Source organism: Streptomyces sp. V1I1 (assembly GCF_030817355.1).
Taxonomy (GTDB): Bacteria; Actinomycetota; Actinomycetes; order Streptomycetales; family Streptomycetaceae; genus Streptomyces.
In genome coordinates this window covers 5467223-5488199 of sequence record NZ_JAUSZH010000001.1, presented here as the reverse complement: position 1 = coordinate 5488199, position 20977 = coordinate 5467223, and the positions used below count along the sequence as shown (strand labels likewise).

At 70.4% G+C, this 20977-nt stretch carries 19 protein-coding genes and 1 tRNA gene; 12 read left to right on the top strand and 8 right to left on the bottom strand.

Translation table 11 applies throughout. The features are described from left to right. Positions 1 to 149 precede the first annotated feature (149 nt). The 3 genes from QFZ67_RS25815 to QFZ67_RS25805 all read right to left on the bottom strand — a co-directional run bounded on the left by QFZ67_RS25815 (position 150) and on the right by QFZ67_RS25805 (position 4120). On the bottom strand, positions 150 to 575 hold the full coding sequence (locus QFZ67_RS25815; protein WP_307663450.1) for a single-stranded DNA-binding protein: 426 nt from the start codon (positions 573 to 575) through the stop codon (positions 150 to 152). 120 nt (positions 576 to 695) lie between these two features. After that, positions 696 to 2522, bottom strand: coding sequence for a GTP-binding protein (locus tag QFZ67_RS25810; RefSeq protein ID WP_373430126.1), 1827 nt, complete (start codon positions 2520 to 2522; stop codon positions 696 to 698). Beyond that, the gene (locus QFZ67_RS25805; RefSeq protein WP_307663449.1) at positions 2519 to 4120 is read right to left on the bottom strand and encodes a dynamin family protein; all 1602 of its coding nucleotides are present in this window, start codon (positions 4118 to 4120) and stop codon (positions 2519 to 2521) included. Before QFZ67_RS25805 ends, QFZ67_RS25810 begins: the two co-directional genes overlap by 4 nt. Positions 4121 to 4437: 317 nt before the next feature. Between QFZ67_RS25805 and QFZ67_RS25800 the strand changes: the two genes are divergently transcribed. From QFZ67_RS25800 to QFZ67_RS25785, 4 genes are all read left to right on the top strand, one after another. Continuing rightward, positions 4438 to 4510 (top strand) — tRNA-Arg (locus tag QFZ67_RS25800). A gap of 381 nt (positions 4511 to 4891) precedes the next feature. Next, on the top strand, positions 4892 to 5395 hold the full coding sequence (locus QFZ67_RS25795; protein WP_307663448.1) for a DUF4265 domain-containing protein: 504 nt from the start codon (positions 4892 to 4894) through the stop codon (positions 5393 to 5395). A 197-nt stretch (positions 5396 to 5592) separates the two neighbouring features. Then, positions 5593 to 5781: a hypothetical protein gene (locus tag QFZ67_RS25790; RefSeq protein ID WP_307665964.1), complete on the top strand. Its 189-nt coding sequence runs from the start codon at positions 5593 to 5595 to the stop codon at positions 5779 to 5781. A gap of 115 nt (positions 5782 to 5896) precedes the next feature. Continuing rightward, a complete protein-coding gene (locus tag QFZ67_RS25785) occupies positions 5897 to 6286 on the top strand; it encodes a TraR/DksA C4-type zinc finger protein (RefSeq protein WP_307665963.1) in 390 nt (129 codons plus the stop codon). Positions 6287 to 6695: 409 nt separating this feature from the next. On the opposite strand, the gene QFZ67_RS25780 is transcribed toward QFZ67_RS25785, so the two are convergent. Further along, complete coding sequence (locus QFZ67_RS25780) at positions 6696 to 7091, bottom strand: hypothetical protein (protein ID WP_307663447.1); 396 nt, start codon at positions 7089 to 7091, stop codon at positions 6696 to 6698. A gap of 729 nt (positions 7092 to 7820) precedes the next feature. On the opposite strand from QFZ67_RS25780, the gene QFZ67_RS25775 reads away from it, so the two are divergent. Together QFZ67_RS25775 and QFZ67_RS25770 are read left to right on the top strand one after the other, a co-directional pair. Continuing rightward, positions 7821 to 8885: a tetratricopeptide repeat protein gene (locus tag QFZ67_RS25775; protein ID WP_307663446.1), complete on the top strand. Its 1065-nt coding sequence runs from the start codon at positions 7821 to 7823 to the stop codon at positions 8883 to 8885. Then, positions 8882 to 10012 carry a polyprenyl synthetase family protein gene (locus QFZ67_RS25770; protein ID WP_307663445.1) on the top strand — a complete coding sequence of 377 codons (1131 nt, stop codon included), beginning with the start codon at positions 8882 to 8884 and terminating at the stop codon, positions 10010 to 10012. Before QFZ67_RS25775 ends, QFZ67_RS25770 begins: the two co-directional genes overlap by 4 nt. A gap of 32 nt (positions 10013 to 10044) precedes the next feature. Here the strand turns inward: QFZ67_RS25770 and QFZ67_RS25765 are convergent, their stop codons facing one another. Further along, positions 10045 to 10290 (bottom strand): hypothetical protein, encoded by a 246-nt coding sequence (locus tag QFZ67_RS25765; RefSeq protein WP_307663444.1) that lies wholly within the window; start codon positions 10288 to 10290, stop codon positions 10045 to 10047. Between the two features lie 130 nt (positions 10291 to 10420). On the opposite strand from QFZ67_RS25765, the gene QFZ67_RS25760 reads away from it, so the two are divergent. Both QFZ67_RS25760 and QFZ67_RS25755 read left to right on the top strand, forming a co-directional pair. After that, positions 10421 to 10612 (top strand): hypothetical protein, encoded by a 192-nt coding sequence (locus QFZ67_RS25760; RefSeq protein ID WP_307663443.1) that lies wholly within the window; start codon positions 10421 to 10423, stop codon positions 10610 to 10612. A 236-nt stretch (positions 10613 to 10848) separates the two neighbouring features. Next, complete coding sequence (locus QFZ67_RS25755) at positions 10849 to 11973, top strand: S1 family peptidase (protein WP_307665962.1); 1125 nt, start codon at positions 10849 to 10851, stop codon at positions 11971 to 11973. A 93-nt stretch (positions 11974 to 12066) separates the two neighbouring features. Here the strand turns inward: QFZ67_RS25755 and QFZ67_RS25750 are convergent, their stop codons facing one another. The 3 genes from QFZ67_RS25750 to QFZ67_RS25740 all read right to left on the bottom strand — a co-directional run bounded on the left by QFZ67_RS25750 (position 12067) and on the right by QFZ67_RS25740 (position 16984). After that, complete coding sequence (locus QFZ67_RS25750) at positions 12067 to 13425, bottom strand: lanthionine synthetase C family protein (protein ID WP_307663442.1); 1359 nt, start codon at positions 13423 to 13425, stop codon at positions 12067 to 12069. Then, positions 13422 to 16730 (bottom strand): thiopeptide-type bacteriocin biosynthesis protein, encoded by a 3309-nt coding sequence (locus QFZ67_RS25745; RefSeq protein WP_307663441.1) that lies wholly within the window; start codon positions 16728 to 16730, stop codon positions 13422 to 13424. Before QFZ67_RS25745 ends, QFZ67_RS25750 begins: the two co-directional genes overlap by 4 nt. 107 nt (positions 16731 to 16837) lie before the next feature. Continuing rightward, a complete protein-coding gene (locus QFZ67_RS25740; protein WP_307663440.1) occupies positions 16838 to 16984 on the bottom strand; it encodes a hypothetical protein in 147 nt (48 codons plus the stop codon). Positions 16985 to 17159: 175 nt separating this feature from the next. On the opposite strand from QFZ67_RS25740, the gene QFZ67_RS25735 reads away from it, so the two are divergent. The 4 genes from QFZ67_RS25735 to QFZ67_RS25720 are packed head-to-tail and all read left to right on the top strand — an operon-like array spanning position 17160 to position 20913. Beyond that, complete coding sequence (locus tag QFZ67_RS25735) at positions 17160 to 17891, top strand: 4'-phosphopantetheinyl transferase (RefSeq protein WP_307663439.1); 732 nt, start codon at positions 17160 to 17162, stop codon at positions 17889 to 17891. Positions 17892 to 17927: 36 nt separating this feature from the next. Further along, on the top strand, positions 17928 to 19862 hold the full coding sequence (locus QFZ67_RS25730) for an HAD-IIIC family phosphatase (RefSeq protein WP_373430125.1): 1935 nt from the start codon (positions 17928 to 17930) through the stop codon (positions 19860 to 19862). After that, entirely contained in the window at positions 19859 to 20095 is a 237-nt protein-coding gene (locus tag QFZ67_RS25725; RefSeq protein ID WP_307663438.1) for an acyl carrier protein, read from the top strand. The genes QFZ67_RS25730 and QFZ67_RS25725 overlap by 4 nt, the downstream gene beginning before the upstream one ends. Further along, positions 20092 to 20913 (top strand): thioesterase II family protein, encoded by an 822-nt coding sequence (locus QFZ67_RS25720; RefSeq protein ID WP_307663437.1) that lies wholly within the window; start codon positions 20092 to 20094, stop codon positions 20911 to 20913. The genes QFZ67_RS25725 and QFZ67_RS25720 overlap by 4 nt, the downstream gene beginning before the upstream one ends. The last annotated feature ends 64 nt before the right edge of the window (positions 20914 to 20977 follow it).

The following is a 20977-nucleotide window of genomic DNA, read 5'->3' as shown; positions in this document are numbered from 1 at the left end:
AATCCTATGGACGCCGCGCACCCCAGTCCCCCGTCATACCGTCAGACAACCATTCCGACTCGGAATCGTTATCGACGAACGTCATCGACGCTCGCACCGAACACGGTCGTACCCCCGTTTCTGAATCGACAAATCCACCCAACTCCAGGTCAGGCCACAGGCGTCGGCGTCGCCTGCACCTCCTCGGGCGTGGGACGGTGCGCGAGATTCGGTTCCGCCTTCACCACCCGCCGGAATGCCGCCGTCCCGCGCGTCAGATCGTGTCCCACCGCCACCGCGTCGATCTCGACGGACGTCCTGCGCTGCCCGTCCCGCTCTTCCTCGCGCACCTTCAACCGCCCATGGACGAGAAGAGGTTCACCGACAGAGACCGACCCGGCCAGATTTATGGCGAGGGACCGCCAGGCGAAGACCGTGTAGAAGCTGGTGTGCCCGTCCGTCCAGCTTCCGCTCTGCCGGTCGTACCGCCTCGGTGTCACCGCGAAACGGAATCGCGCCATCCCTCCGGCCGCCGATTCCCGGTACTCCACATTCGTGGCGACATTGCCCACCACCGTCACCATCGTGTCGTTCACGACGGCCACCTCCCCCTCCGGTTGCCTGGCCCGGTCTGTCCTGAACCGATCTCCATGCTGGACCGGCCGGGAAGATCCCGCCGACGCCTGTGGACCACCGCTCCGTTGTGGAAAACCCCGTCACCCCAGAAGCCGGACCGTCCCGCCCCCGCCAATCCCCGAACCGCCACCGGCCCTGCCGGCCCCCGCCTTCCCCGACACGGTCGCGTACTGCTCCCGCACTTCCCGGTAGCGCATGAGCTCCCCGGCGATCGGGTCGAGCACCTTCGCCCGACCACACCCGGACGCCGCCTCCCGCAGCCGCCGCTGCGCGTCCTGCCCGTACCGCCGCGCCGGCCCTCGTACAGCCGCCGCACACGCCCACTCCACCAGCGGCCCGCCCACGATCCCGGCGACCATCAGCAACACCGGCGGCAGCAGCCCCGGCTTCAGTACGCCGATGATCTGGCCCACCAGCCACAGTCCCCCGAAGATCTGAACCAGCGTCATCGACGCCTGCGCCAGCACCGCGGCCGGCCACCACGCGGGCCGCAGCGGCCGCCCGTTCGTCGCCGCCGCCTCGCGCGCGGCCAGTTCGTCCAGGGCCTCCGGCAGCCCATCGGCCCCGCGCACCGCCGCCTCGCGCACCGCCTGCGCCCACGGCGCGGGCAGCCCGGCCGCCGCCTCGTCCGCGACCGTACGCACCGCCTGCTCGACCCGCTGCCGTGCCGTGAGCTCGTCCTCGACCGGAGCCGCGGGCTCCGGCAGCCCGCTCCCCGGCGTACGCATGCGCTCGTACCAGCGCCACAGCCGCAGCCACGGCGTCCCGCACGCCCGGCTGGCGTTTCTGCGCCACTCGCGCTCCGCCGCCTCACCGGCCGCGTTCGCGCCGATCGCCTCCGCCAGCCGGGCCGCGAAGTCCTCGCGCGAGCGTTCATGGAGGCCGGTGTGCCCGTCGGCGAGGTACACCGAACGGAGCTTCGCCGCCGCCGCGTCGACATCGGCGGACAGCCGGCGCGCTGCGGCATTGCGGTCCTGTACGAACTTCCCGATCAGCTCGCGCAGTTCGCCGACCCCCTCCCCGGTCAGGGCGGAGAGCGCGAGCACGGTGGCGCCCGGCTCGCCGTGTTCGCCAAGGGCCATGCCGTCCTCGTCGAGGAGCCGGCGCAGATCGTCGAGCACCTGGTCGGCGGCCTCGCCGGGCAGCCGGTCGATCTGGTTGAGCACGACGAACGTGATCTCCGCATGCCCGGCGAGCGGCCGCAGATACCGCTCGTGCAGGGCGGCGTCCGCGTACTTCTCCGGGTCGACGACCCAGATCACCGCGTCCACCAGTGCCACGACCCGGTCCACCTGCTCCCGGTGTCTGACCAGGGCCGAGTCATGGTCGGGCAGATCGACCAGCACCAGCCCGTACAGCTCCTCGTCGCCGCCCGCCAGGGGCCTGCGCCGCAGCCGTGGCGGGATGGCGAGCCGGTCCAGCAGCCCGGCCGCGCCCTCCGACCAGGTGCAGGCGATCGGCGCGGCGGTGGTGGGTCTGCGCAGCCCGGTCTCCGAGAGCGGCACTTCGGCGAGCGCGTTGAAGAGCGTCGACTTCCCACTCCCTGTCGCGCCCGCGATGGCGACGACGGTGTGCCGCGAGGAGAGCCGTTGCCGGGCTGCGGCCTCGTCGAGGACGCGTCCCGCCTCGGCGAGGGTCTTCCCGTCCAGCCGGGTCCGCGAGAGGCCGATCAGTTCGCGCAGGGCGTCCAGGCGTACCCGCAGCGGCCCTACGTACGGCCCGCCGATCGGCACATGCACCTCGCCCCACGGGTCCTCCTCGGAGTCCGTCCCGTCCTCCCCCGCTTCGTCCCAGCCGTCCGCGCGCCGGGCGATCAGCCCGTCGTCCCAGCGGCCGCCGTCCCCGTTCTCGTCGTCAGTGTTCTCGTCGTCAGCGCGTTCGTCCGTGATGGCGGTCACCGCCGTCACCTCTCCTTCTGCAGTACGGAAAGCGCGGCGATCAGCTCGGCCTGCGGCTCAGGGGTCACTTCGAGTGCGTCGAGGGGTGCGAGGCGGCGGTCTCGTTCGCTGTGCAGTACGCCGTCGATGTACGTCGCCATCAGCTCGCCGCCCTTGTCGCGCAGCTTCAGCGCGCCCTGCGCCCCGATTCGTTCGGCGAGCCGCTCCCCCGCGCCGCGGGCCCTCCGCCCGCCGAGCAGCGCGGCCGCGACCAGTGCGGCCACCGCCTCGGGGTCGGGTGACACACTCATCTCCAGACGACGCACCTCCTCCTCGGCGAGCTCCTCCAACTCCCGCCGCCAGCGGCGTACGGCGATCCCGATCCGCTCGGCCGTCTCCAGATCCAGCCGCCCCTGGACGACAACCGCCCGCGCGGCCGGCTCGCGCCGCCACGCCTCCTGGACGCGCTCGTCGGCGGCGGCGACGGCGCACTGCAGCAGCGCGGACAGGCTTCCGACCAGCGAGTCCAGCAGTTCGCCCGCGGAGCTGTCGCGCGGATAGCCACGCCAGCGGGTCCGCGCGTCCCCGGCGAGCACCGCCCCGCCCCGGAGCTGCTTGCGTACCCGCTCGCGCTCCTTCTCGTACGCCTCCTCGACCGCGCCCGTGAGCCGTACGGCCGCCGCGTACTGCCCCGCCACCGCCGCCGCGAGCTCGGGCATCCGTGCGTTGAGCGAGTCGATCACACCCGCCGCCGTACGCCCCAAGGTCTGCTGTCTGGCCGCCGGGTCCTGCGCCCGGTGGGCCAGCCAGGCGTAGAGGGGAGCCACGGCGGTGGTGGGCAGCAGCCCGCGGCCGGCGCCCGCCGACTCGGGCAGCTCCGGGATGGTGAACCGCGGCACCTCCCCGAGACCGGCCTTGGTCAGCAGCGCCGCGTACTGCCGCGAGACATCCGTGATCACCTGGTGCGGCACCCGGTCGAGCACGGTCACCAGCGTGGCGTTGTACTCCTTGGCCGTACGCAGCAGATGCCACGGCACGGCGTCCGCGTACCGCGATGCCGTCGTCACCAGCACCCACACATCGGCGGCGCAGATCAACTCGGCGGCCAGCAGCCGGTTCTCGACGACGAGCGAGTCGATGTCGGGTGCGTCGAGGAGCGCGAGCCCGCGGGGCAGGGTGGCGGCTGTCTCGATCCGCAGGGAGTTCTCCTCCTCCCCCTCCCGCCCGCCGTCCTCCGCCCCCTCGGCCTCGTCCTGCTGCGGCAGCCATACACGCGTCAGCTGCGGCAGCACCCGCATCCCCGCGAACCAGTGATGATCGTCGGGGTGGCACACGAGCACCGGCGTACGCGTGGTGGGCCGCAGCACCCCCGCCTCGCTGACCCGCCGCCCCACCAGCGAGTTGACGAGCGTCGACTTCCCGGCCCCGGTGGATCCGCCGACTACCACGAGCATCGGTGCTTCGGGCTCCTTGAGCCGGGGCACGAGATAATCGTCGAGCTGCGCAAGAAGCTCTGCGCGCGTCTGCCGGGCGCGCGGGGCACCGGGAAGGGGAAGAGGAAGACGCACGGCGGCGACACGGTCGCGGAGGGCGGAGAGTGCGTCGATCAGCTGAGGCCGTGCATCCAAGGTCACCACATGCGAAGAATGCCCAATTTTGGCGGCTTTTTGAAGCGTATGGACCTCTCTGCGCGCCGGTCGGACAGACGGGACAGACGGGACGAGTGGGGCGCAGGCATAACGAGTGCACAACACCCGAGACGTGAGACGTCAAAAGCGCTGCAGGAATCGCACCTGCCTGCGATTATCGGTTCGCTTCACCGAACCTCCACATCGTGCCACGCAGGTGAAGCAACCGGGTCAAGGCGATCGGAGCCCTATCCTTGTCCCCGGCAAGGTTCACGGACGACCCACCAGGGGCTCCAGGCCACCGAGGCCACGATCCGGCCCCCGTAGCTCAGTGGATAGAGCAGGCGCCTTCTAAGCGCTTGGCCGCAGGTTCGAGTCCTGCCGGGGGCGCTCTTCCCGACCAATGCCCGGCCCTCCTCCACGGAGGGCTTTTTTTGCAGGTCAGGGCAGTGTAACGAGACAGGCGCAGCCGGGACGTAAGCAGCGGGCCCACCCCGAGTGATCACGGAGTGGGTCCGGGGTGTCCGGCTGGTCCCGGGTTTCTGCGGTTCGCTCAGTCGAACCTCTGTCGAACTCTGTCGAATACGTGTCGAAGGTCCGTGGGACGGCTCAGTTCCCTTGGAACAGGCCGGGGGATCTCCTCGGGTGCTGGTGGCTAGGCACTGAGACCTCACCGACCGTCCCGCCGGTTGTTTGCATCGAGGGGGTCGCTGTCCGCCCGGGGAAATACCCGCCGGGTGCCGATCCGATGTGGCCATGCATCCTGGCGGGATGACGGAGGGCCGAGAGCAGTACGTGAAGGTTCACTTCCACCTTGAGATCGAGGACGACTGGCCTCCCGCCTCGGTGGAGAGTCTGTGGGCAGTCGACCAGGGCGACGGCACGGTGAAGTTGGACAATGTCCCGTGGTTCGTCCGTGGAGTGGCATGCGGTGACGTCGTCGCGACCCAGACTGATTTGGATGGCCTGCGATGGGCCGGTGACGTGGTCCGTCGTTCGGAGAACTGCACCATCCGTCTGATCGTGTTTCGCGATGGCGGTTCGGGCGCCGCGCGGCAGAGCGTGCTCAACGCCTTTCACCAGTTGGGCGTCTTCGGCGAGGGAATCGAGAAGTTCGGCATGGTCTCTCTGGACGTCCCTCCCACTGCGGACCTCGCCAAGGTTCAACGGCTGCTCAACCACGGCGTGGCGGAAGAGTGGTGGGACATGGAAGAGGGGAGTATCACCGCAGCGTGGCGTGCGGCCGCATCCAACTGGCAGCCGGCCCAACCCTGAGCCGTCTCTGGGCCGTCCGAGGTCGCTCGACAGCGGCCAAGGATGACCTATGACGAACAATCAGGAACCGTCGGCCCACTCCCGGAACACCGAAAGCGGTGGCGGCCAAGCTCGCCCGTAAGACCCAGGGCATTGAAGAAAGGCCTCAGGAGAGACGTGCAGGAAGGCGACAGCAGCGACCGCATCAGGGTGCACTTGTGAGTAGGAGGCGGTACGTGGCCAGAGGTGTACCGGGCGGCTACCGAATCTGGGACAACAGGGGGCGTCGGTGGTGGGGTGACCACTACCAACTCTGTCCTGATGATCTCCTCGTCGAGCTGAACGGCGATGCGAACTACGAGAAGATCACCGACCTTCTCAAGCGATACAGGGCTCAGAAGCGATAGACGCTGGTCGTGGCACCCCACATTGGCAGGCGCGGCCGTTTTTCGGCGATCGTGACTGACACCCAAGGCGCGGGGTGCGCGGAATGTGAACCTGAATGCTGATGTTGTCGTCTTGATGAGTGATTCGTCCCCTGATGCCGATTTCCCCCCGATCGAGCGCGAGTCCGTCCGCGAGCGGCTGGCGGCCGACCGTGCCAGCACGAGCGCGCAGATCGCGGCATTGAGGCGTGACTTCGACGGGATCGTCGAGGCCAATGCCCTGGTGGCGATCGACGACGAGCACGACCCGGAGGGGTCGAGCACCGCCTTCGAGCGGGCCCATGTCGCCGCGTTGCTGGCACAGACGCGCGACCACCTGGCGGATCTGGATCGGGCACTGGAACGGCTGGAGCGAGGCGACTACGGGCGTTGCGAGGGGTGCGGCGAGCCGATCCCGGCGGAACGTCTGGAGGTGCGCCCGGCGGCGAGCACCTGCGTGCGCTGTGCCGCGGCCCGCCCTCGCTGACCGGGGCCGACGTAGCGGACACCGTAGGCGCCGGACCGCTCCCGATGATCACGAGGTGGGTCCAGCACTGTCTGGCTGTCACCGGGTTTCTGCGGGGCCGCGGAGAATACGCGGTGAAGTCTCGCGGGGCCTCGGCCGGCTCTACCTCACGGGGATCCGGCAGGTCGTTCCGGCCTCGATGAGCGCCTTCAGGTCCGAGATGCGCCCGGGCACCCGCGCGCAAGACCGGACCTGGCACTTGTCCCACAGCCTGTGTCGGCGGCGCTCCGTTTCGTTGAGCCACTTCGTGATGCAGGCGCGAGGCAGGCCGTACACCTCCCGGCATTCCCGCCCGGGACCCTCGCACTCCTTGGGAGGCGTTTCGCAAGGCCCCAGGACCTAGTTCGGCGAGCCGCTCGGCGCCGGTCTTCTAATGCGGCGTCGGCGTCTTTGTCGTCTTCTTCGTCGTCGTCGACGTCGGCTTCTTCGTCGTCTTCTTCGTCATCGTTGACGTCGGCCTCTTCGTCGTCTTCTTCGTCATCGTTGACGTCGGCCTCTTTGTCGTCTTCTTCGTCATCGTCGACGTCGGCCTCTTTGTCGTCTTCTTCGTCATCGTCGACGTCGGCTTCTTCGTCGTCTTCTTCGTCGTCGTCGACGTCGGCTTCTTCGTTATCTTCTTCGTTGGCGTCGGCGCCGGCGTCAGCGCGAGCTGCGCACTTCCCGCCGTCAGCGCCCTATCCTGTTCCGCGGTCACTGAAGGATGGTTGGCAGCCACTCCCTGCGCCATCACCGCCGGCGCGAGTGTCAGGGTTGCCGCTGCGACCATGGGGCTTAGGGCTAGTGCGAGATATCGTGTCGCGCGCATAGTTGTCCCATTTCCCGGAGAGAGGTGTGCGCAGGGGGCGCTCGTCTGGGTCGGGTGAGATTGCGATGCCGCAGTGGAGCAGGCTGGAATTCTCACTAGCAAGAGTGAGGCGCCCTTGCGACCGTTGCATTCTGCCGTGGCGCCAGCTGCTCTGCTTGGCGAGCCCCTGGCAGGGGCGCCAGCAATTCGACCGTATCGAGCCGCGGGCGACATGTCTACTTTTGGGCTAGTCTCCGGAATTTGACAGTCGGCGCACGGGGGGAACTCGGCAGCGCGCCGCCGCGGCGCCTTGAACCCCTGGCAGCGTCTCCGGTTCCACCTCGAACCCGCCGAGGCGAGGGCGCGGCCGAGTTGACCAGGGCTCCTCATGACTGGGGGCGCGGGCGATTCGCCGTGCGGAACCTTCCGTTCGCATTGGGAAGCAACGCAAAGAGCACGATCGACGTCTTGATCAACGGCAAGCGTTGGAGCGGGTGTCTGCAGGCACCCCTTCAGGCCCCCGTAGGCAGCGAAGCGGGGTGCCGGCAGGGGTTTCCGCCTCCCGTACCAGTCGTCTATACACTGCATGTATAGACGCTGTGTATAGTCGCCTGCCTCATCAAGTCCTCTGCAACGACCACCCCCTTCTGACCTGCTCGCTCACGAACTCTCATGCCCCCTGGCCAGAGCCCGGAAAGCAGAAAGGCACCCATGTACAGCAAGGCCTTCGCCGCCGAATATCAAGGCGCCCTCCAATCAATGTCGGTGAACGCCTCCTTGGCCGACGTACTGGCCAAGGGGACCGAGCAGTTGCGGGAGGCCAAGCTCTCGGGTTCCCTGCAGGAGGTCGCGCGGTCCGGGCTTGCCGTCGCGGAAGCACATCGCCGCCTGGGTCACGTCAAGGAGGCCGATCGGGCATGGAAGGCGAGTTACCGCACCGCGCGCTCGGTCGGTGACCTGGGGGCGATGGCATGGGCGCTGTGGAGCGGCGGCACGCTGGCCCGTCAGCGGGGCGCCCTGGCTCTGGCCCGCCGCCTGCTCGGGCTCGCCGCCGAAATGGGCGAGCGCGGTGGTGACGTCGTAGCCCGGGGCTACTCGCTCGCGGGGATGGCGGAGACCGGCCGGATCCAGGGTGACTACGAGGCCGTCCGCGTCCTTCACGAGCAGTTGCTCGCCGAGGCCCGGCGGCGCGGCGAGGCCCGGCACACAGTGTGGGCACTGGAGGGCATCGCGCAAATACACCGGAACACCGGCTCGTACGACACCGCACTCGCCATGTTCGAAGAAGCGGCTGAGATAGCCGAGAAGGCAGACGACAGGCGGGGCCGGGCGTGGGCACTGCGCGGCATCGCCGACATCGTGTCCGCACGGGACGACGAGCCCGATCGCGCCCTGGGTCTGCTCTCCGAAGCGGAACTCATCTGCCAGGAGATGCACTTGACCAGTGCTCTGGCCTACAACCACAAGATGCGCGGCAACGTGCTCTTCCGCGCCCGCCGTTACGAGGAGGCTCAGCAGGCGTACGAACAGACCTTGGCGGAGTTCCGCGCCATCAGCGAGCCGCGTGGCGAGGCGCTGGCCCGACTGGGGCTGGTCAAGACACTCGCCCATCTAGGGCGGGACCAGGCGGAGACGGCCGCGGATCTGGACGAGTTGCGCCTCGACCTCGACCGGATCGGTCTGCACCATGCCCGCGACATGGCCGACAAGGCCCGGGCCGACCTCGGAATACCGCCCACATCCCCCGGGATGGGCAAGAGGGGCGGTCTGCGATGACCCTGCCAATGGCGGCCAGCGACGTGAAGGCAGCACCGCAGTCGACGGCACCGCACTCGACGGCACCGCGGTCGACCGCACCGCACCCGACCGCGCCACAGCCGACAGCACCGCAGATCCTCGCCCGCTGCCGGGAACTCGTGCGGCCGGCCCTGGCCGCGGCCATTGAACGCCTCCACCCCTGGCCCCGCGAGATGGCCGCGTTCTCCCTGGGCTGGTGCGAGGTGGGCGGCAAGCCCGGATCCGGTGCTCATGGCAAAGGCGTTCGCCAGGCCCTCACCGTGCTCTGCGCCGAAGCCGCAGGCTCGCCCGGCGAGAGCGCCGTCGCCGGCGCGGTGGCCGTAGAGCTGATCCACACCTTCTCGCTCCTGCACGACGACATCATGGACGGCGACGAAACGCGTCGGCAGCGGGAGACCGTATGGAAGGCGTACGGCACCGGGCCTGCGGTTCTCGCAGGAGACGCGTTGTTCGCCCTCGCCCTGGAAACGCTGGCCACATCGCAGAACGCCAACAGTGGCGCCGCGATACGGAAGTTGTCCGAGGCATTGAACAATCTGGTACACGGTCAGGCGGAGGACCTGCTCTTCGAAGCCCGCCCCTGGACAGGCCCGCATGCCGTGCAGTTGCACGAGTATCGGTCCATGGCGGACCACAAGACCGGTGCCCTCCTGGGCTGCGCCGCCGCCTTGGGCGCCGTACTCGCCGGAGCTCCGTCGTCCACCGTCACCGCCCTCGCCCAGGCAGGGCAGCACCTCGGCGTGGCATTCCAGGCGGTCGACGACCTGCTCGGCATGTGGGGAGACCCCGAAGTCACCGGCAAACCTGTTCACAGTGATCTGCGCCGGAGGAAGAAGACCTTCCCCGTCCTCGCCGCACTGACCACGAACAGCCCTGCCGCCCCGCGCCTCACCGCGCTCCTGGAATCTCCGTCTGCGCTGGACGAGGTCACTGTCCGCCACGCCGCGGAACTCATCGAGGAAGCCGGCGGGCGCTCCGCCACCCTGGACGAGGCCAGTCGCCACCTTGACATTGCCTCCGCCTGCTTGCACAGCGTCCCGCTGGCGCCGACGGCTGTCGGCGAAATCCTCACGCTGCTTCCCTTTCTCATCACACGAAGAATGTGAGGGGCTGCCGCCCGGAACGCTCCGACCACCCGTCAGTCGATCCACCCTCTGGCGGAAATCCGGGAGGTGGTCTCCCCGGCCTCTTGGCTGCCGGTATGGCCGGCGGTCTCTCGGCCGGGGTGACCACCCATCGGGTGGGGGGCGGCGAACGCGGACGCTGTCGCGGTGGAGACGGCGCTAACCGCGCTCATCGGCCGCCCCTTCTCCGCAGACGCGGGAAGAACCAGCAGCGCGATGGCTACCGCGAGGCCCTCGCCCGCCCCCGATTTGTCATGCATCTGGACAGAGGCTGAGGCCTGTGCTGTCATGCCAACTGCCCCTCCCTTCAACGTTGCAGACGGCTCATCGGCGTACACGCGCAAGCCCAAGCCCCCGTCCCCCCGAGGTCAACGGCAGGAGCGCCCCCCCATGCCGCTCAACCGACGCCACTTCCTCCAGACGGCCGCCCTCGCCCTCGGCCCCGTCGCGCTCACCGGCCACGCCGCCCTCGACGCCGCCGCGGTGCCGAAGCGAGCGGCTCTCATACCTCCCGTCTCCCTGCTGGCGCCCGGCAGCATCACGGCTCGCGGCTGGCCGGCCAGGCAGCTCCATCCATCTTGACAACGTTGCCAAGACGCAGGGCCAGTTCCCACCCATGGTGGCTCCTCCGATGGAGTCTCCACCGTCCCTGCCGGGGGTCTAACAGCCCCTACGAGCAGCCTCTACGGGGTGCGTCGCGCAGCGTTCTGAGAGCGCTCTCGGAAGACTGACTTGCCATCAACCCACAGGAAACGACAGAAGGGTTCACCACAGTGATACGCACATCAGTGAGACGCACCTTCGGATTACGCATCGGCATGACCGCGCTGCTCGTCCTCGGCGCGTGGGGCGGGGCGTCGCTCACCCCCGCCGCCGCGGCCCCCCAGCCCCGGCTCTCGGCCGGTCTGCTGACCGCCATGCAGCGGGACTTGGGCCTCACCGAGCCGCAGGCACGCGAGCGGCTCGCGCAGGAGCGGGCAGCAACCGCCCTCCAGGGAAAGGCGGAACGGGCCGCGGGCGCCGCGTACGGCGGCTCCTGGTTCGACGCGACCACCGGCAGACTGACTGTCGCCGTCACCAGTCGCGGCAGTGCTTCGGCCGTACGGAGGACAGGCGCGGCGGTCCGGCTCGTACAGCACAGCGCGAAGGAGCTGGACGCGGCCAAGGAGCGCATCGACCAGCAGGCGGCGCACTCCGCGCAGGGCGCGCCGCGCGGGGTGAGCGGCTGGCACGTCGACCCGCGGGCCAACCAGATCGTCGTCGGCGTCGTCGCATCCCGCCGCGACGACGCCGATGTCCGGGCCTTCGTCGACCGCGCCCGCTGGGCCGGGCCGGTGCGGGTCGAAGCGGCCATTGGCCAGGCACCGGCCACCTTCGCCGCCGGAACCGTGGGCGGCGACCCGTACTACACGGGCAACGTCCGCTGCTCCATCGGCTTCTCGGTCCACGGCGGCTTCGTCATGGCCGGGCACTGCGGCAGGCCCGGCGACTTCGTCCGCGGCTGGGACGGCTCCGGCATGGGCACCTTCCAGGGCTCGTCCTTCCCCGGTGACGACTACGCCTACGTCGGCATCGGCCACGGCTGGTGGACCGTGCCGGTGGTGCTGGGCTGGGGCACCGTCCCCGACCAGCTCGTACGCGGCTCGGCGGAGGCCCCGGTAGGCGCCTCGATCTGCCGCTCCGGGTCCACCACCCACTGGCACTGCGGCACGGTGCTGGGCAAGAACGAGACCGTCAACTACAGCCAGGGCGCGGTCCATCAGATGACCAGGACCAACGTCTGCGCCGAACCCGGCGACTCCGGGGGCTCGTTCATCAGCGGCGACCAGGCACAGGGCGTGACCTCCGGCGGCTGGGGCAACTGCGGCAGCGGCGGCGAGATCTGGTTCCAGCCTGTGAACGAGATCCTCTGGCGGTACGGGCTGACGCTGCACACCGCCTGACGCACGGCTGAGAGCTCTCGACGTACGAGGGTTCTCGGGGGCTTGACCAGGTCGCCGCCCGGCCTGGTCAAGCCCACAGGCCGGTAACGCCGGTCAGCTCATGAGGAACACCGCGTCCCAGGCGTCCTTGCCCAGCAGGCGGCCCCGGCGGGCATCGGCGTAGGAGGTCAGGACGAGAGCGACGCCGGCTGCGCCGTCGATCACGCCGGGGCTGTCCAGGCGGGTCAATTCGGCGCCGGATCGGACCACTTGGCGGTAGCCGAAGGCGGAATCGGGGCGCAGAGCGGACACGAGTGCGTCCGCCGCGCGGTCGGCGCCCTGCCACAGCTCCGGGTCACTCGTCTCCACTGCCAGGCGCACGACCGCCTGGAGCACACCGGCCAGGCCGTGGCAGAAGCCCGGGTCCTCTCCCGTCAGCTCGTCCAGCGGCCGGCGCAGGATGCCCTTCATGGCGGTGACGGCCAGGCTGGAAGCCTCACGGTCCGCGAGGACCTGTCCCGCCAGGTAGAGGGTCCAGGCGATGCCTGACGTCCCGTAGCACCAGCCCGGCCGGGCACTCGCCTGGGCAGCGGACCCGGCAGGCCGCGCGGTCGAGGTCTCCTCGTCGAAGGCGACGCGCCCCGGCCAGGACACGCCCCGGTCGTCCACGCGCGCCCACTCCCGGAGCCAGTCCGTGATCCGGCGGACGGCGTCGAGGGTGCCCGGCACGCGATAGCCGGCGAGGTGGGCGAGGGACAGCAGGGCCAGCGGACCGCAGATGCCGTGGGCGGCGCCGACGTTGAAGTCGCCGCCGGGGAAGGCTTCCCGGTCCCGGGGGACCACATAGCCTTCCGGGGCGCACCACCAGCCGGGCACCTCACTGCCGTTGACGTCAAGCGGGTGGGTCAGCGCGACAAGGAAGCCGAGTACGTCCGTCAGTACCCGCGCGCACTGCTCGTCCCCGTGGTCGGCGGCCAGCATGAGGGCGCGGCCCTGGCCTGCGAGGCCTGCTATCACGTCGTAGTCCAGGTACGACAGGCCGGGTCGCTCGTTCCGGCGTTGCCGGAGGCGGGCGAGGCGGTGCTCGGTGAAGTCGGCGTGCAGTGCGGCGCTGCGAGCCAGCAGACGTGCGTAGCCCCCGGTGTCGGCGGCGCGCAGCAGGGCGGGGAGGATGAGGTTCCCGGCCGCGGCGGGTCCCGTCTGCGGGGCCGCTGCGACAGCCGCGGCCAGGTGAGCGTGGGCGACCGGGGACCACCGGGCGTCGTCGCGGGCGCAGCGGGTGTGCAGCATGCTGATCCCGGCGTGGCCGAGCAGCACGGATGCCGGCTGCCAGCCGGGGAGCATCAGCGCGCTGGGCACATCGGCGAATGCCCGGCCGCTGGTACGGGCCACCCGGCCCGGGTCGCTGAGCAGTTCGGCGACGGTGTGCACGGTTTCGCGCGCCGTGTCGCACCGGTCCTGCAGACGGGTCATCGGCCGTGCCTCTTCCTGCTCAGGCGGAGCGCGAGGCCCTCCCGGGCAGTCACATGCGCGAGGACCTCCTCTTCGCGACGGGGGCCGAGGAGCCGGTTGCAGTGCATGTGCGCCAGGCTCATCGCGACCGACGCGCGGCGCCCGGGCCCGGGCGGGACGGTGGCCAGGACATCGCGCAGCCGGGTCAGCGCGGCATCGCGGGCGGCCCATGCCCCGGCGAGATCGGGCGTCCCCGGCATCGGGGGGCGTGGCCTGTCGTACTGGTCGAGTGAATCGGCCACCACTTCCTTCGTGAGGCGTGGCACATCGGAGCGCCGGGCCAGGAAACGCTCGTCGCCGAGCCATTCCAGGGCCTCATCGGCCGAGCCGAGTCGCGTGAGGATGTCGAGGATGCCGAGCGCCGCCAGGGTGACCGGGGCGATTTCGGAGCCGCCGGCCGGCGGGGTGGCCAGGTGACCGAGCACGGCGGCGCTGTCCGCGTGGAAGACCCGCTCGGCATGCCCCATGGCGGCTGGTCCGCCGTACCGTTCGATCTCGGGGTCATAGGTGTCCAGCACCAGCCGGTCGGCCAGTCCCGCGTCCCGCAGTTCCTCTGCCCAGTCCCGCAGCGCGGGCAGGAGGACCGGCCACAACCCGTCGGGTTTGCCGTGGAAGCGAAGGCGCAGATGCGGGTCGGGGTCCGCGTACCGCAGGAAGAACCAGGTGTCGGCGTTGGCGGCGCACAGCTCTGAGGAGCCGGTGAGCTGCGGGAAGTGCTGGGAGAGCACCTGTTGCTGGAGGGCGTCGGGGACGTAGATCTTGGCGTACAGCCACTCCCCTCCCGGCATGCTGGCGCACAGCGCGCGGTCACGGGCGGGAGCGGACCGAACCGCCGCGGGGGCCTGAACCGGCGTCGGCGCCTCAGCCGATGGGGTTGCCTGAACCGGCGTCGGCGCCTGAACCGGCGTCGGCGCCTGAACCGGCGTCGGCGCCTCAGCCGATGGGGCTGCCTGAACCCGCGGGGCGGATACGGGCCGCCGGGCGAAGAGCGGGAAGACGAACTCGCAGGCGTGGGCGCCGTCCGGGCCCGCGAACCACCCGGTGGCCCGGGGACCGCCGTACCGTTCGACGACCAGCAGGCCCTGCGGGCGCTTCAACTCCTCGTGCAGGACCAGGAGATGAAGCGGATCGTCGAGATCGACGGCGACGCGGTTGTCCGCCCTGGTGAGCAGGGTGTGCCTGGGGATGCCCCAGCGCTGCCGCCACCGCGCGACCTCCTCGCGCCAGGCCTCGGCTCCCCCTTCGGTCCGTGCGGCCGCGTCCCGCAGTGCCCGGTCGGAGAGCCAGCGGGCGGGCGACAGTACGGTCCTGCCGTACCGCACGCGGGGCAAGGCGGGGGCGGAGGCCCAGGCGCCCCAGTTCCAGGGAGTGCACCAGTCCTGCCCTTCGTGGCCGATGTCGAGCAGGAAACGTGCCACGTGCGGGAGGTGGCCGCTGCTGGGGTTGAGCATCGAATACGACACCGGGCGCACCGGCAGGCCGGTCGCGGTGTGCACCATCCTCAGGCCGTCCAGGTCGGCGTGGACGGCGAGGTCCTCCAGTCGCAGGTCCGTCACACCGTCCGCGGCGGCGGGAGCTGTGCCCAGCGGTATGCGGTGGGGCAGCCACTGGGGAACGGTGGCCACGTTCGCGGAACGGGCGACCCGGGGGCGGTAGGCGACGGTCGCGGTCAGCTCCCCCTCGGCAGGGGCCCCTTGGCCCTGCCGGATCACGTCCCGGACACGCACGGCATGCTCGCCGAGCACCGGAGCGAACCGGCTGAAGGTGGCGCCGGCCAGTGGTGAGCCGGGGTTCGCTCCGAGGACGAGCCGGAAGTCGCCCGCGCACAGGGCCTGCCAGCTGTCGGCGACGACCTCGGCGCCCAGCTCCAGGGATGGCGGGGTCCGCCGTGGGTCGGTCGGGGCCAGGTCGGTCAGCGTCTCTTCGTCGAGCTCGACCTCTGCGGTGTTCCGCCGGCCGGCGGCCAGCAGCAGTTCACCCAGCACCTGGTCGCGGTGGAGGGCCCGCGGGTGCGGCTCGGGTGTGGCGGCGGCGTCGGCGAGACCCCGGCGGTAGGCCTCGGGCAGTCCGAGACCGCGTCCTTCGTCGAGGAGTTCGAGCACCGGTACGGCCCGGTCGGTGCCGTACCGCTCGAGGAAGGCGAGGTGGTAGTCACGCAGCTGCGGGCTGCCCGCCCGGATGAGCGAGGTCCGCCACAGTGCGGTGGCCGCCCGCTCGGCCTCCCGGCCGACCTCCGGCGGCAGGACGAGCCGCGCGTCCAGCCCGAGATCCGACTGAACGAAGTCGTCCGCCGGATGCAGCGCCCGCATACGGGCGGTCACCGCGCCCAGCGTCGGACCGCGTTCGGCCGGCGACGCGGCGTCCAGCTCGGACAGCGCTGCCCGGATGCCGGCCAGCGCATGCGGCACGGGGTGGTCCAGGCCGTGGAGGCGGTCGAGCACATGGTCCAGCGGGGTGGTGCAGTCCGGCGGCGGCACAAGGTCGCTGAGCAGGAAGCCGTTCTGCACGAGCTGCGCTACGGTGCGCACCACGGTGTCCCTGGACGCTTCGGGGAAGCGGTCCGACAGCCGCTGGACCAGCTCGCTCCAGGCGAGGGGATCGGCAGCGCACTCCAGGACGTACTGGACGACCGCGGTGAGGCGCACCGAGTGGGCCAGCCGCCGGGATCCGGTGGCGTCGTGGTGGTCGACGAGCACCAGTCGGCCGTCCCGGACCGTACGCAGCGGATTGGCGGCGAGCCGGGACCGTTCCCGGATGCCCGGTGCGGTGAGCACGGTGGCGAGGACGCCGTCCAGCCAGGCCGCGTCCGGCCGGCTCAGAGTCCGGTGGCCGGTGCCCACTTCCCGTACGGGCGACGGGCCGACCCCGGCGAGGGCCACTCCCGCGAAGAAGCCGAAGGGCGTGGGCCGGTGCGTCATGCGGAGGCGGTACTTGACCAGGGAGATCACGACGCGGCGGAGTCTCTTGCGCTTGAGCGGTTCACCCGCGAGCAGCTTGCTCACGTCATCGGCGAGGCTGGGGCTGGCCAGCCGCACGGCCGCCATGAACGCCGGGTCGGCGGCGAGGCGTTCGGCCTCCGCCCGCAAAGTGGCCTCGTCACCGGGACCCGCCCCGGCGGGGACGCGCGGCCTCGAGGGGTTGTCCTCGGGGTGGTCTTCGAGGTTGTCCTCGGGGTTGTCTTCGGGCACGTCGTCGCAGGGCAGTGGCAGAACGGCCGCCCGCAGCAATGCCGTCCCGGCGGCCTCGAATTCGGTGTGGCTGCTCATCCGCACGTGTCTGTCCCCGGTCCGTCTGCGCGATTCGCTGGGCATGGTGGTGGCGCGCCGGGCGGCACGGCGGTGTCCCGCCGTGCCGCCCGGCTCCGGCCAACTGCTCAGCAGTGCCAGGAGGTCACCGGACAGGAGAGACAGGTGCCCGTTCCCGTGAAGGACTTCGCCTCCATCGCCGGAGAGTCCTGAACCATGGCCTCAAGGTCCAGGTCGAGGTCGAACTCCACCTCTGCGGTGATGGCATTCGCCATGTTTTCCTCCCAAGGGATCGCGGTCGTCCCGGTGGTTCCTGTTCGTCGAACCACCGGTCACGCCGTTGTGCGAGGCCAAGGTCTAGGCGGGCGGTCCAAACCGCCCCTTAAGACTCCCTAATGGTGCGGCGCGCAGGGTCGGAAGAGTTCGACGATCACGCTTGGAGGCTCTTCGATGATCCGTACGTTGGTGCCGGATGCCGTCAGCTGCATGGAGGCGTTCGACGACCGGGAGCCGGCTCCGCTCCATCCGCAGGAGGCGGCGCTGGTCGTGCGCGCCGTGCCGTCCCGGCGCAACGAGTTCGCCACCGCGCGGCAGTGTGCGCGACGCGCGCTGACGCGGCTGGGCGTGCCGCCGGGGCCGCTGCTTCAGGATCACCGAGGGGCACCCTTGTGGCCGCAGGGAGTGGTCGGCAGCATCACACATTGCGACGGGTACCGGGCCGCCGTGGTCGCCCGCGCAGCCGATGTCGCCTCGCTGGGCATCGACGCGGAACCGGCTCTGCCGCTCCCGCCGGGTCTGCTCGAAGCGGTCGCGCGTCCCGAGGAGCGCGCGATGGTGCGGTCACTGATCGCGCGCCGTCCACAGGTGAGGTGGGAGCGGCTGCTGTTCAGCGCCAAGGAGGCGGTGTACAAGGCCACGTATCCACACCTCGGGCTGGCGCTCGAATTCACCGACGCCGTCGTGCGTTTCACCGAGCACGGCCGTTTCGAGGCACGGCTTGTCGTGGGCCGGGACGGTACGCCGGAAGGAGATCCGGTCGGGGCGTTCCACGGCAGGTGGTACGCCGGTGCGGGGCTGGTGGCCACCGCGGTCACGGTTCCGCTGTCTCACGACGTACGGCAGGACGTACGGCAGGACGTACGCGGCACGAAGCCGACCGCCGACGCCGCAGGCAGCCGCTAGACCGCTGTTAGGGCCGCTTTAGACAGCTCCCCAACGATGACCCGCGTCGTACCCGACGTACGGGGAGAGCTGGGGATGGTCGAGAAGACGGACGACACGTTGCAGTCGCTGCACGCACGGGGCCTGATTGCCGCCGAGTACCCGCGGGTGCGGGCGCTGGTCGACGCGATCGCCGGGGAAGGCGGTCCGGACGAGCTGCGCCGGGCGGGAAATCTGCTGGCCCGTGTCGGCGCGGATGCCGTGCTCGACGAGCACCCGGACGCCCCGGCCGTGTCGGTGGCGTTCACCGGGCACGGCACGGTGTCCGGCCTGGTGGCGCCCCTGACCGCCGAACTGGCCAGACACGGCCTGCTGCTGAAGTCCCACGTTGCCGACTTCGACAGCTATGTCTTCGACCTCTCGGCCTCCGGGAGCGAGCTGTACGCGGCGAAGCCGGACGCGGTGGTGTGCCTGCTGGATGCCTCGGTGGTGTTCGACGAGGTGCCGGTGCCGTGGACACCGGACGACGTGCGCCTGGTCTTCACTCAGAAGCTGGAACTGCTCGACAAGCTCGCCACCGTCTTCGAGAGCGTGGGTCACGGCACCTTGGTGTTCAACACGCTCCCACTGCCCCGCAGTTGGTCGGCCCAACTGGTCGGTCTGCACGACCGGGCCCGCCTCGGCGCCCTGTGGCGTGAGGCGAACGCGCGACTGCTGCGTCTGATGGACGAGCATCCGGCGCTGGCCGTCCTCGACCTGGACCCGGTGATCGGCGGGGACCTGCCGCTGCGCGACGCCCGGCTCGGGGTCTACACCAAGACGCAGCTGTCCGGGCAGGCGCAGGCGGAGTACGCCCGTGAGGTGGCGCACCTGCTGCGCGGGACGTCGGGGCGCGCGAAGAAGTGCCTGGTGCTGGACCTGGACAACACGGTCTGGGGCGGGATCCTCGGCGACGACGGCATCGAGGGGATCGAGGTCGCCGAGAGCTACCGCGGCGAGGCGTTCCGCGGGCTGCAGAAGGCCGCGAAGCAGATCGCCTCGCAAGGGGTGCTGCTCGCCGCGGTCAGCAAGAACGACCTCGACCCGGTTCGCGAGGTGCTCCGTACGCACCCGGACATGACGCTGCGCGAGGAGGACTTCGTACGCGTCATCGCCAACTGGCGTCCCAAGCACGACAATCTGCAGGAACTCGCCAAGGAGCTCAACCTCGGCGTCGACAGCTTCGTGTTCGCCGACGACAGCCCGTACGAGTGCGGTCTGGTCGCGCGTGAGCTGCCGGACGTGGCCGTCCTGAGACTGGACGACGACCCGGCGCTGCACGTCGAAAAGCTGCTGCGGGACGGCTGGTTCGACGTACGGGACATCACCGCCGACGATCTGAAGCGGCCCGAGCGCTACCGCGAGGAGCTGGACCGCAAGGACTTCCTGCACAGCTTCTCGTCGCTGGACGACTATCTGCTGGAGCTGGACGTCCAGGTGCGCCTCGCGGACGCCACCGGTCCCGAGATCCCTCGGGTGTCCCAACTGACCTTGCGCACCAACCAGTTCAACCTCACCACCCAGCGGCTGCAGCCGGCCGAGGTGAGCGAGCGGGCGGCCGCCCCGGGCTCGCTGGTGCTCACCATCCGCGCAGGCGACCGTTTCGGCGACAACGGGATCGTCGGTGCCGTACTCGCCCACCGGGAGGGTGAGGAACTCCTCATCGACAACTTCCTGCTCAGCTGCCGGGTGTTCGCCCGCGGCATCGAGCAGGCCTGTCTCTCCGCGGTACTGCTGCACGCCCGGGAGCAGGGCCTGCGCGCCGTGCGCGCCAGTTACCGGCCGACGGCCAAGAACGGCAAGGTCAAGGACTTCTACCCCGGCAACGGCTTCCGGCCGGAGGCTGAAGGGACCGACGGCGCCGCGACCACGTTCCGCCACGACCTGGCGGAGATCGCCGAGCCGCCGGAGCACATCCGGCTGACCCAGAGCCTGGGAGGGCTGCACCAGTGAAGACCATCGAAGAATTCCTCTCTCTCGTCCACGGCGAGATCGGGCTGTCCCTGACGCCCCAGAGCGTGGGCAGCGGCTTCGACGAGCTGCCCGGCTGGGACTCGTTGCACCTGCTGACACTGCTCACGGCCATCGAGCGGGAGACCGGGCAGCGGGTATCCATGCCGGAGGTGCTCGAGGCGACCAGCCTGCGCGACATCTACGAGCTCTCCGTGCGGAAGGTGGAGACATGAGGGGCGGCACGGGCGGGGCGGCCGGCGCCGTCGCACCGCCCAGCCCCTCGCCGTATCTGCTGCCCCGGCAGCCGGATCCTGGTTCCGCGCCGTTGCGTCTCTTCTGCTTCCACCATGCGGGGGGAGCGGCTTCGTCGTTCGCCGACTGGCAGCCCCGGCTGGGCGGTTCGGTCGCGGTGGTGCCGATTCAGCTGCCGGGGCGCGAGCACCGCACACGCGAGCCGAGGCTGCACGACTTCGGCAGGCTGCTCGACGAACTGGACGAGGCGCTCGACCCGCTGATGAACCAGCCGTACGCGCTGTACGGGCACAGCATGGGTGGCCTGATCGCCTACGAGCTGACGCGGCGGCGGCTCGCCCGCGGCCGGCCGCTGCCGAAGCAGCTGCTGGTGGGCGCCTGCCCGCCGCCGCACGCCCCGCGCGCTGAGACCGCGCCTGAGCAGCTGTCGGACGACGAGCTGACCGCATGGATGACCGGTCTGGGCGGGATTCCGGAGCTGGTGCTGCGCTACCCGGACTGGCTGCGGCTCTCCGTCGCGCTGCTGCGCGACGATCTGCGGCTGGCGCACAGCCGCCTCGGCCCGGGCGAAGAGCCGGCCGTTGGTCATCGGCCGCTGTCGGTTCCGATCCAGGTGCTTGCGGGAGCCGGAGACTTGCTGGTGACGCCGCGTCTGGCAAAGGAGTGGGCGCGCCACACCACCGCCGACTGCCGGGTGTTCACACTGCCCGGCGGCCACTTCTTCCACCGGTCGTCCCCCGCCATCGTGCTCCGGTTGCTCTCCTCGCTGCTCACCGCCGGCGGCGCCGTCCGGCTCTGAAGGCGTTCTGCCGGCTTGCCGAACCTGCTGCTTGCTTGCGGACTCTTCTGCTTGCTTGCCGACC

Excerpts from the sequence above, each read along its gene's own strand:
- QFZ67_RS25795 (WP_307663448.1), top strand. The coding sequence starts at position 4,892 with ATGACGGAGGGCCGAGAGCAGTACGTGAAGGTTCACTTCCACCTTGAG.
- QFZ67_RS25785 (WP_307665963.1), top strand. The coding sequence starts at position 5,897 with ATGAGTGATTCGTCCCCTGATGCCGATTTCCCCCCGATCGAGCGCGAG.
- QFZ67_RS25780 (WP_307663447.1), bottom strand. The coding sequence starts at position 7,091 with ATGGTCGCAGCGGCAACCCTGACACTCGCGCCGGCGGTGATGGCGCAG.
- QFZ67_RS25775 (WP_307663446.1), top strand. The coding sequence starts at position 7,821 with ATGTACAGCAAGGCCTTCGCCGCCGAATATCAAGGCGCCCTCCAATCA.
- QFZ67_RS25770 (WP_307663445.1), top strand. The coding sequence starts at position 8,882 with ATGACCCTGCCAATGGCGGCCAGCGACGTGAAGGCAGCACCGCAGTCG.
- QFZ67_RS25765 (WP_307663444.1), bottom strand. The coding sequence starts at position 10,290 with ATGCATGACAAATCGGGGGCGGGCGAGGGCCTCGCGGTAGCCATCGCG.
- QFZ67_RS25760 (WP_307663443.1), top strand. The coding sequence starts at position 10,421 with ATGCCGCTCAACCGACGCCACTTCCTCCAGACGGCCGCCCTCGCCCTC.
- QFZ67_RS25755 (WP_307665962.1), top strand. The coding sequence starts at position 10,849 with ATGACCGCGCTGCTCGTCCTCGGCGCGTGGGGCGGGGCGTCGCTCACC.
- QFZ67_RS25750 (WP_307663442.1), bottom strand. The coding sequence starts at position 13,425 with ATGACCCGTCTGCAGGACCGGTGCGACACGGCGCGCGAAACCGTGCAC.
- QFZ67_RS25745 (WP_307663441.1), bottom strand. The coding sequence starts at position 16,730 with ATGAGCAGCCACACCGAATTCGAGGCCGCCGGGACGGCATTGCTGCGG.
- QFZ67_RS25740 (WP_307663440.1), bottom strand. The coding sequence starts at position 16,984 with ATGGCGAATGCCATCACCGCAGAGGTGGAGTTCGACCTCGACCTGGAC.
- QFZ67_RS25735 (WP_307663439.1), top strand. The coding sequence starts at position 17,160 with ATGATCCGTACGTTGGTGCCGGATGCCGTCAGCTGCATGGAGGCGTTC.
- QFZ67_RS25730 (WP_373430125.1), top strand. The coding sequence starts at position 17,928 with ATGACCCGCGTCGTACCCGACGTACGGGGAGAGCTGGGGATGGTCGAG.
- QFZ67_RS25720 (WP_307663437.1), top strand. The coding sequence starts at position 20,092 with ATGAGGGGCGGCACGGGCGGGGCGGCCGGCGCCGTCGCACCGCCCAGC.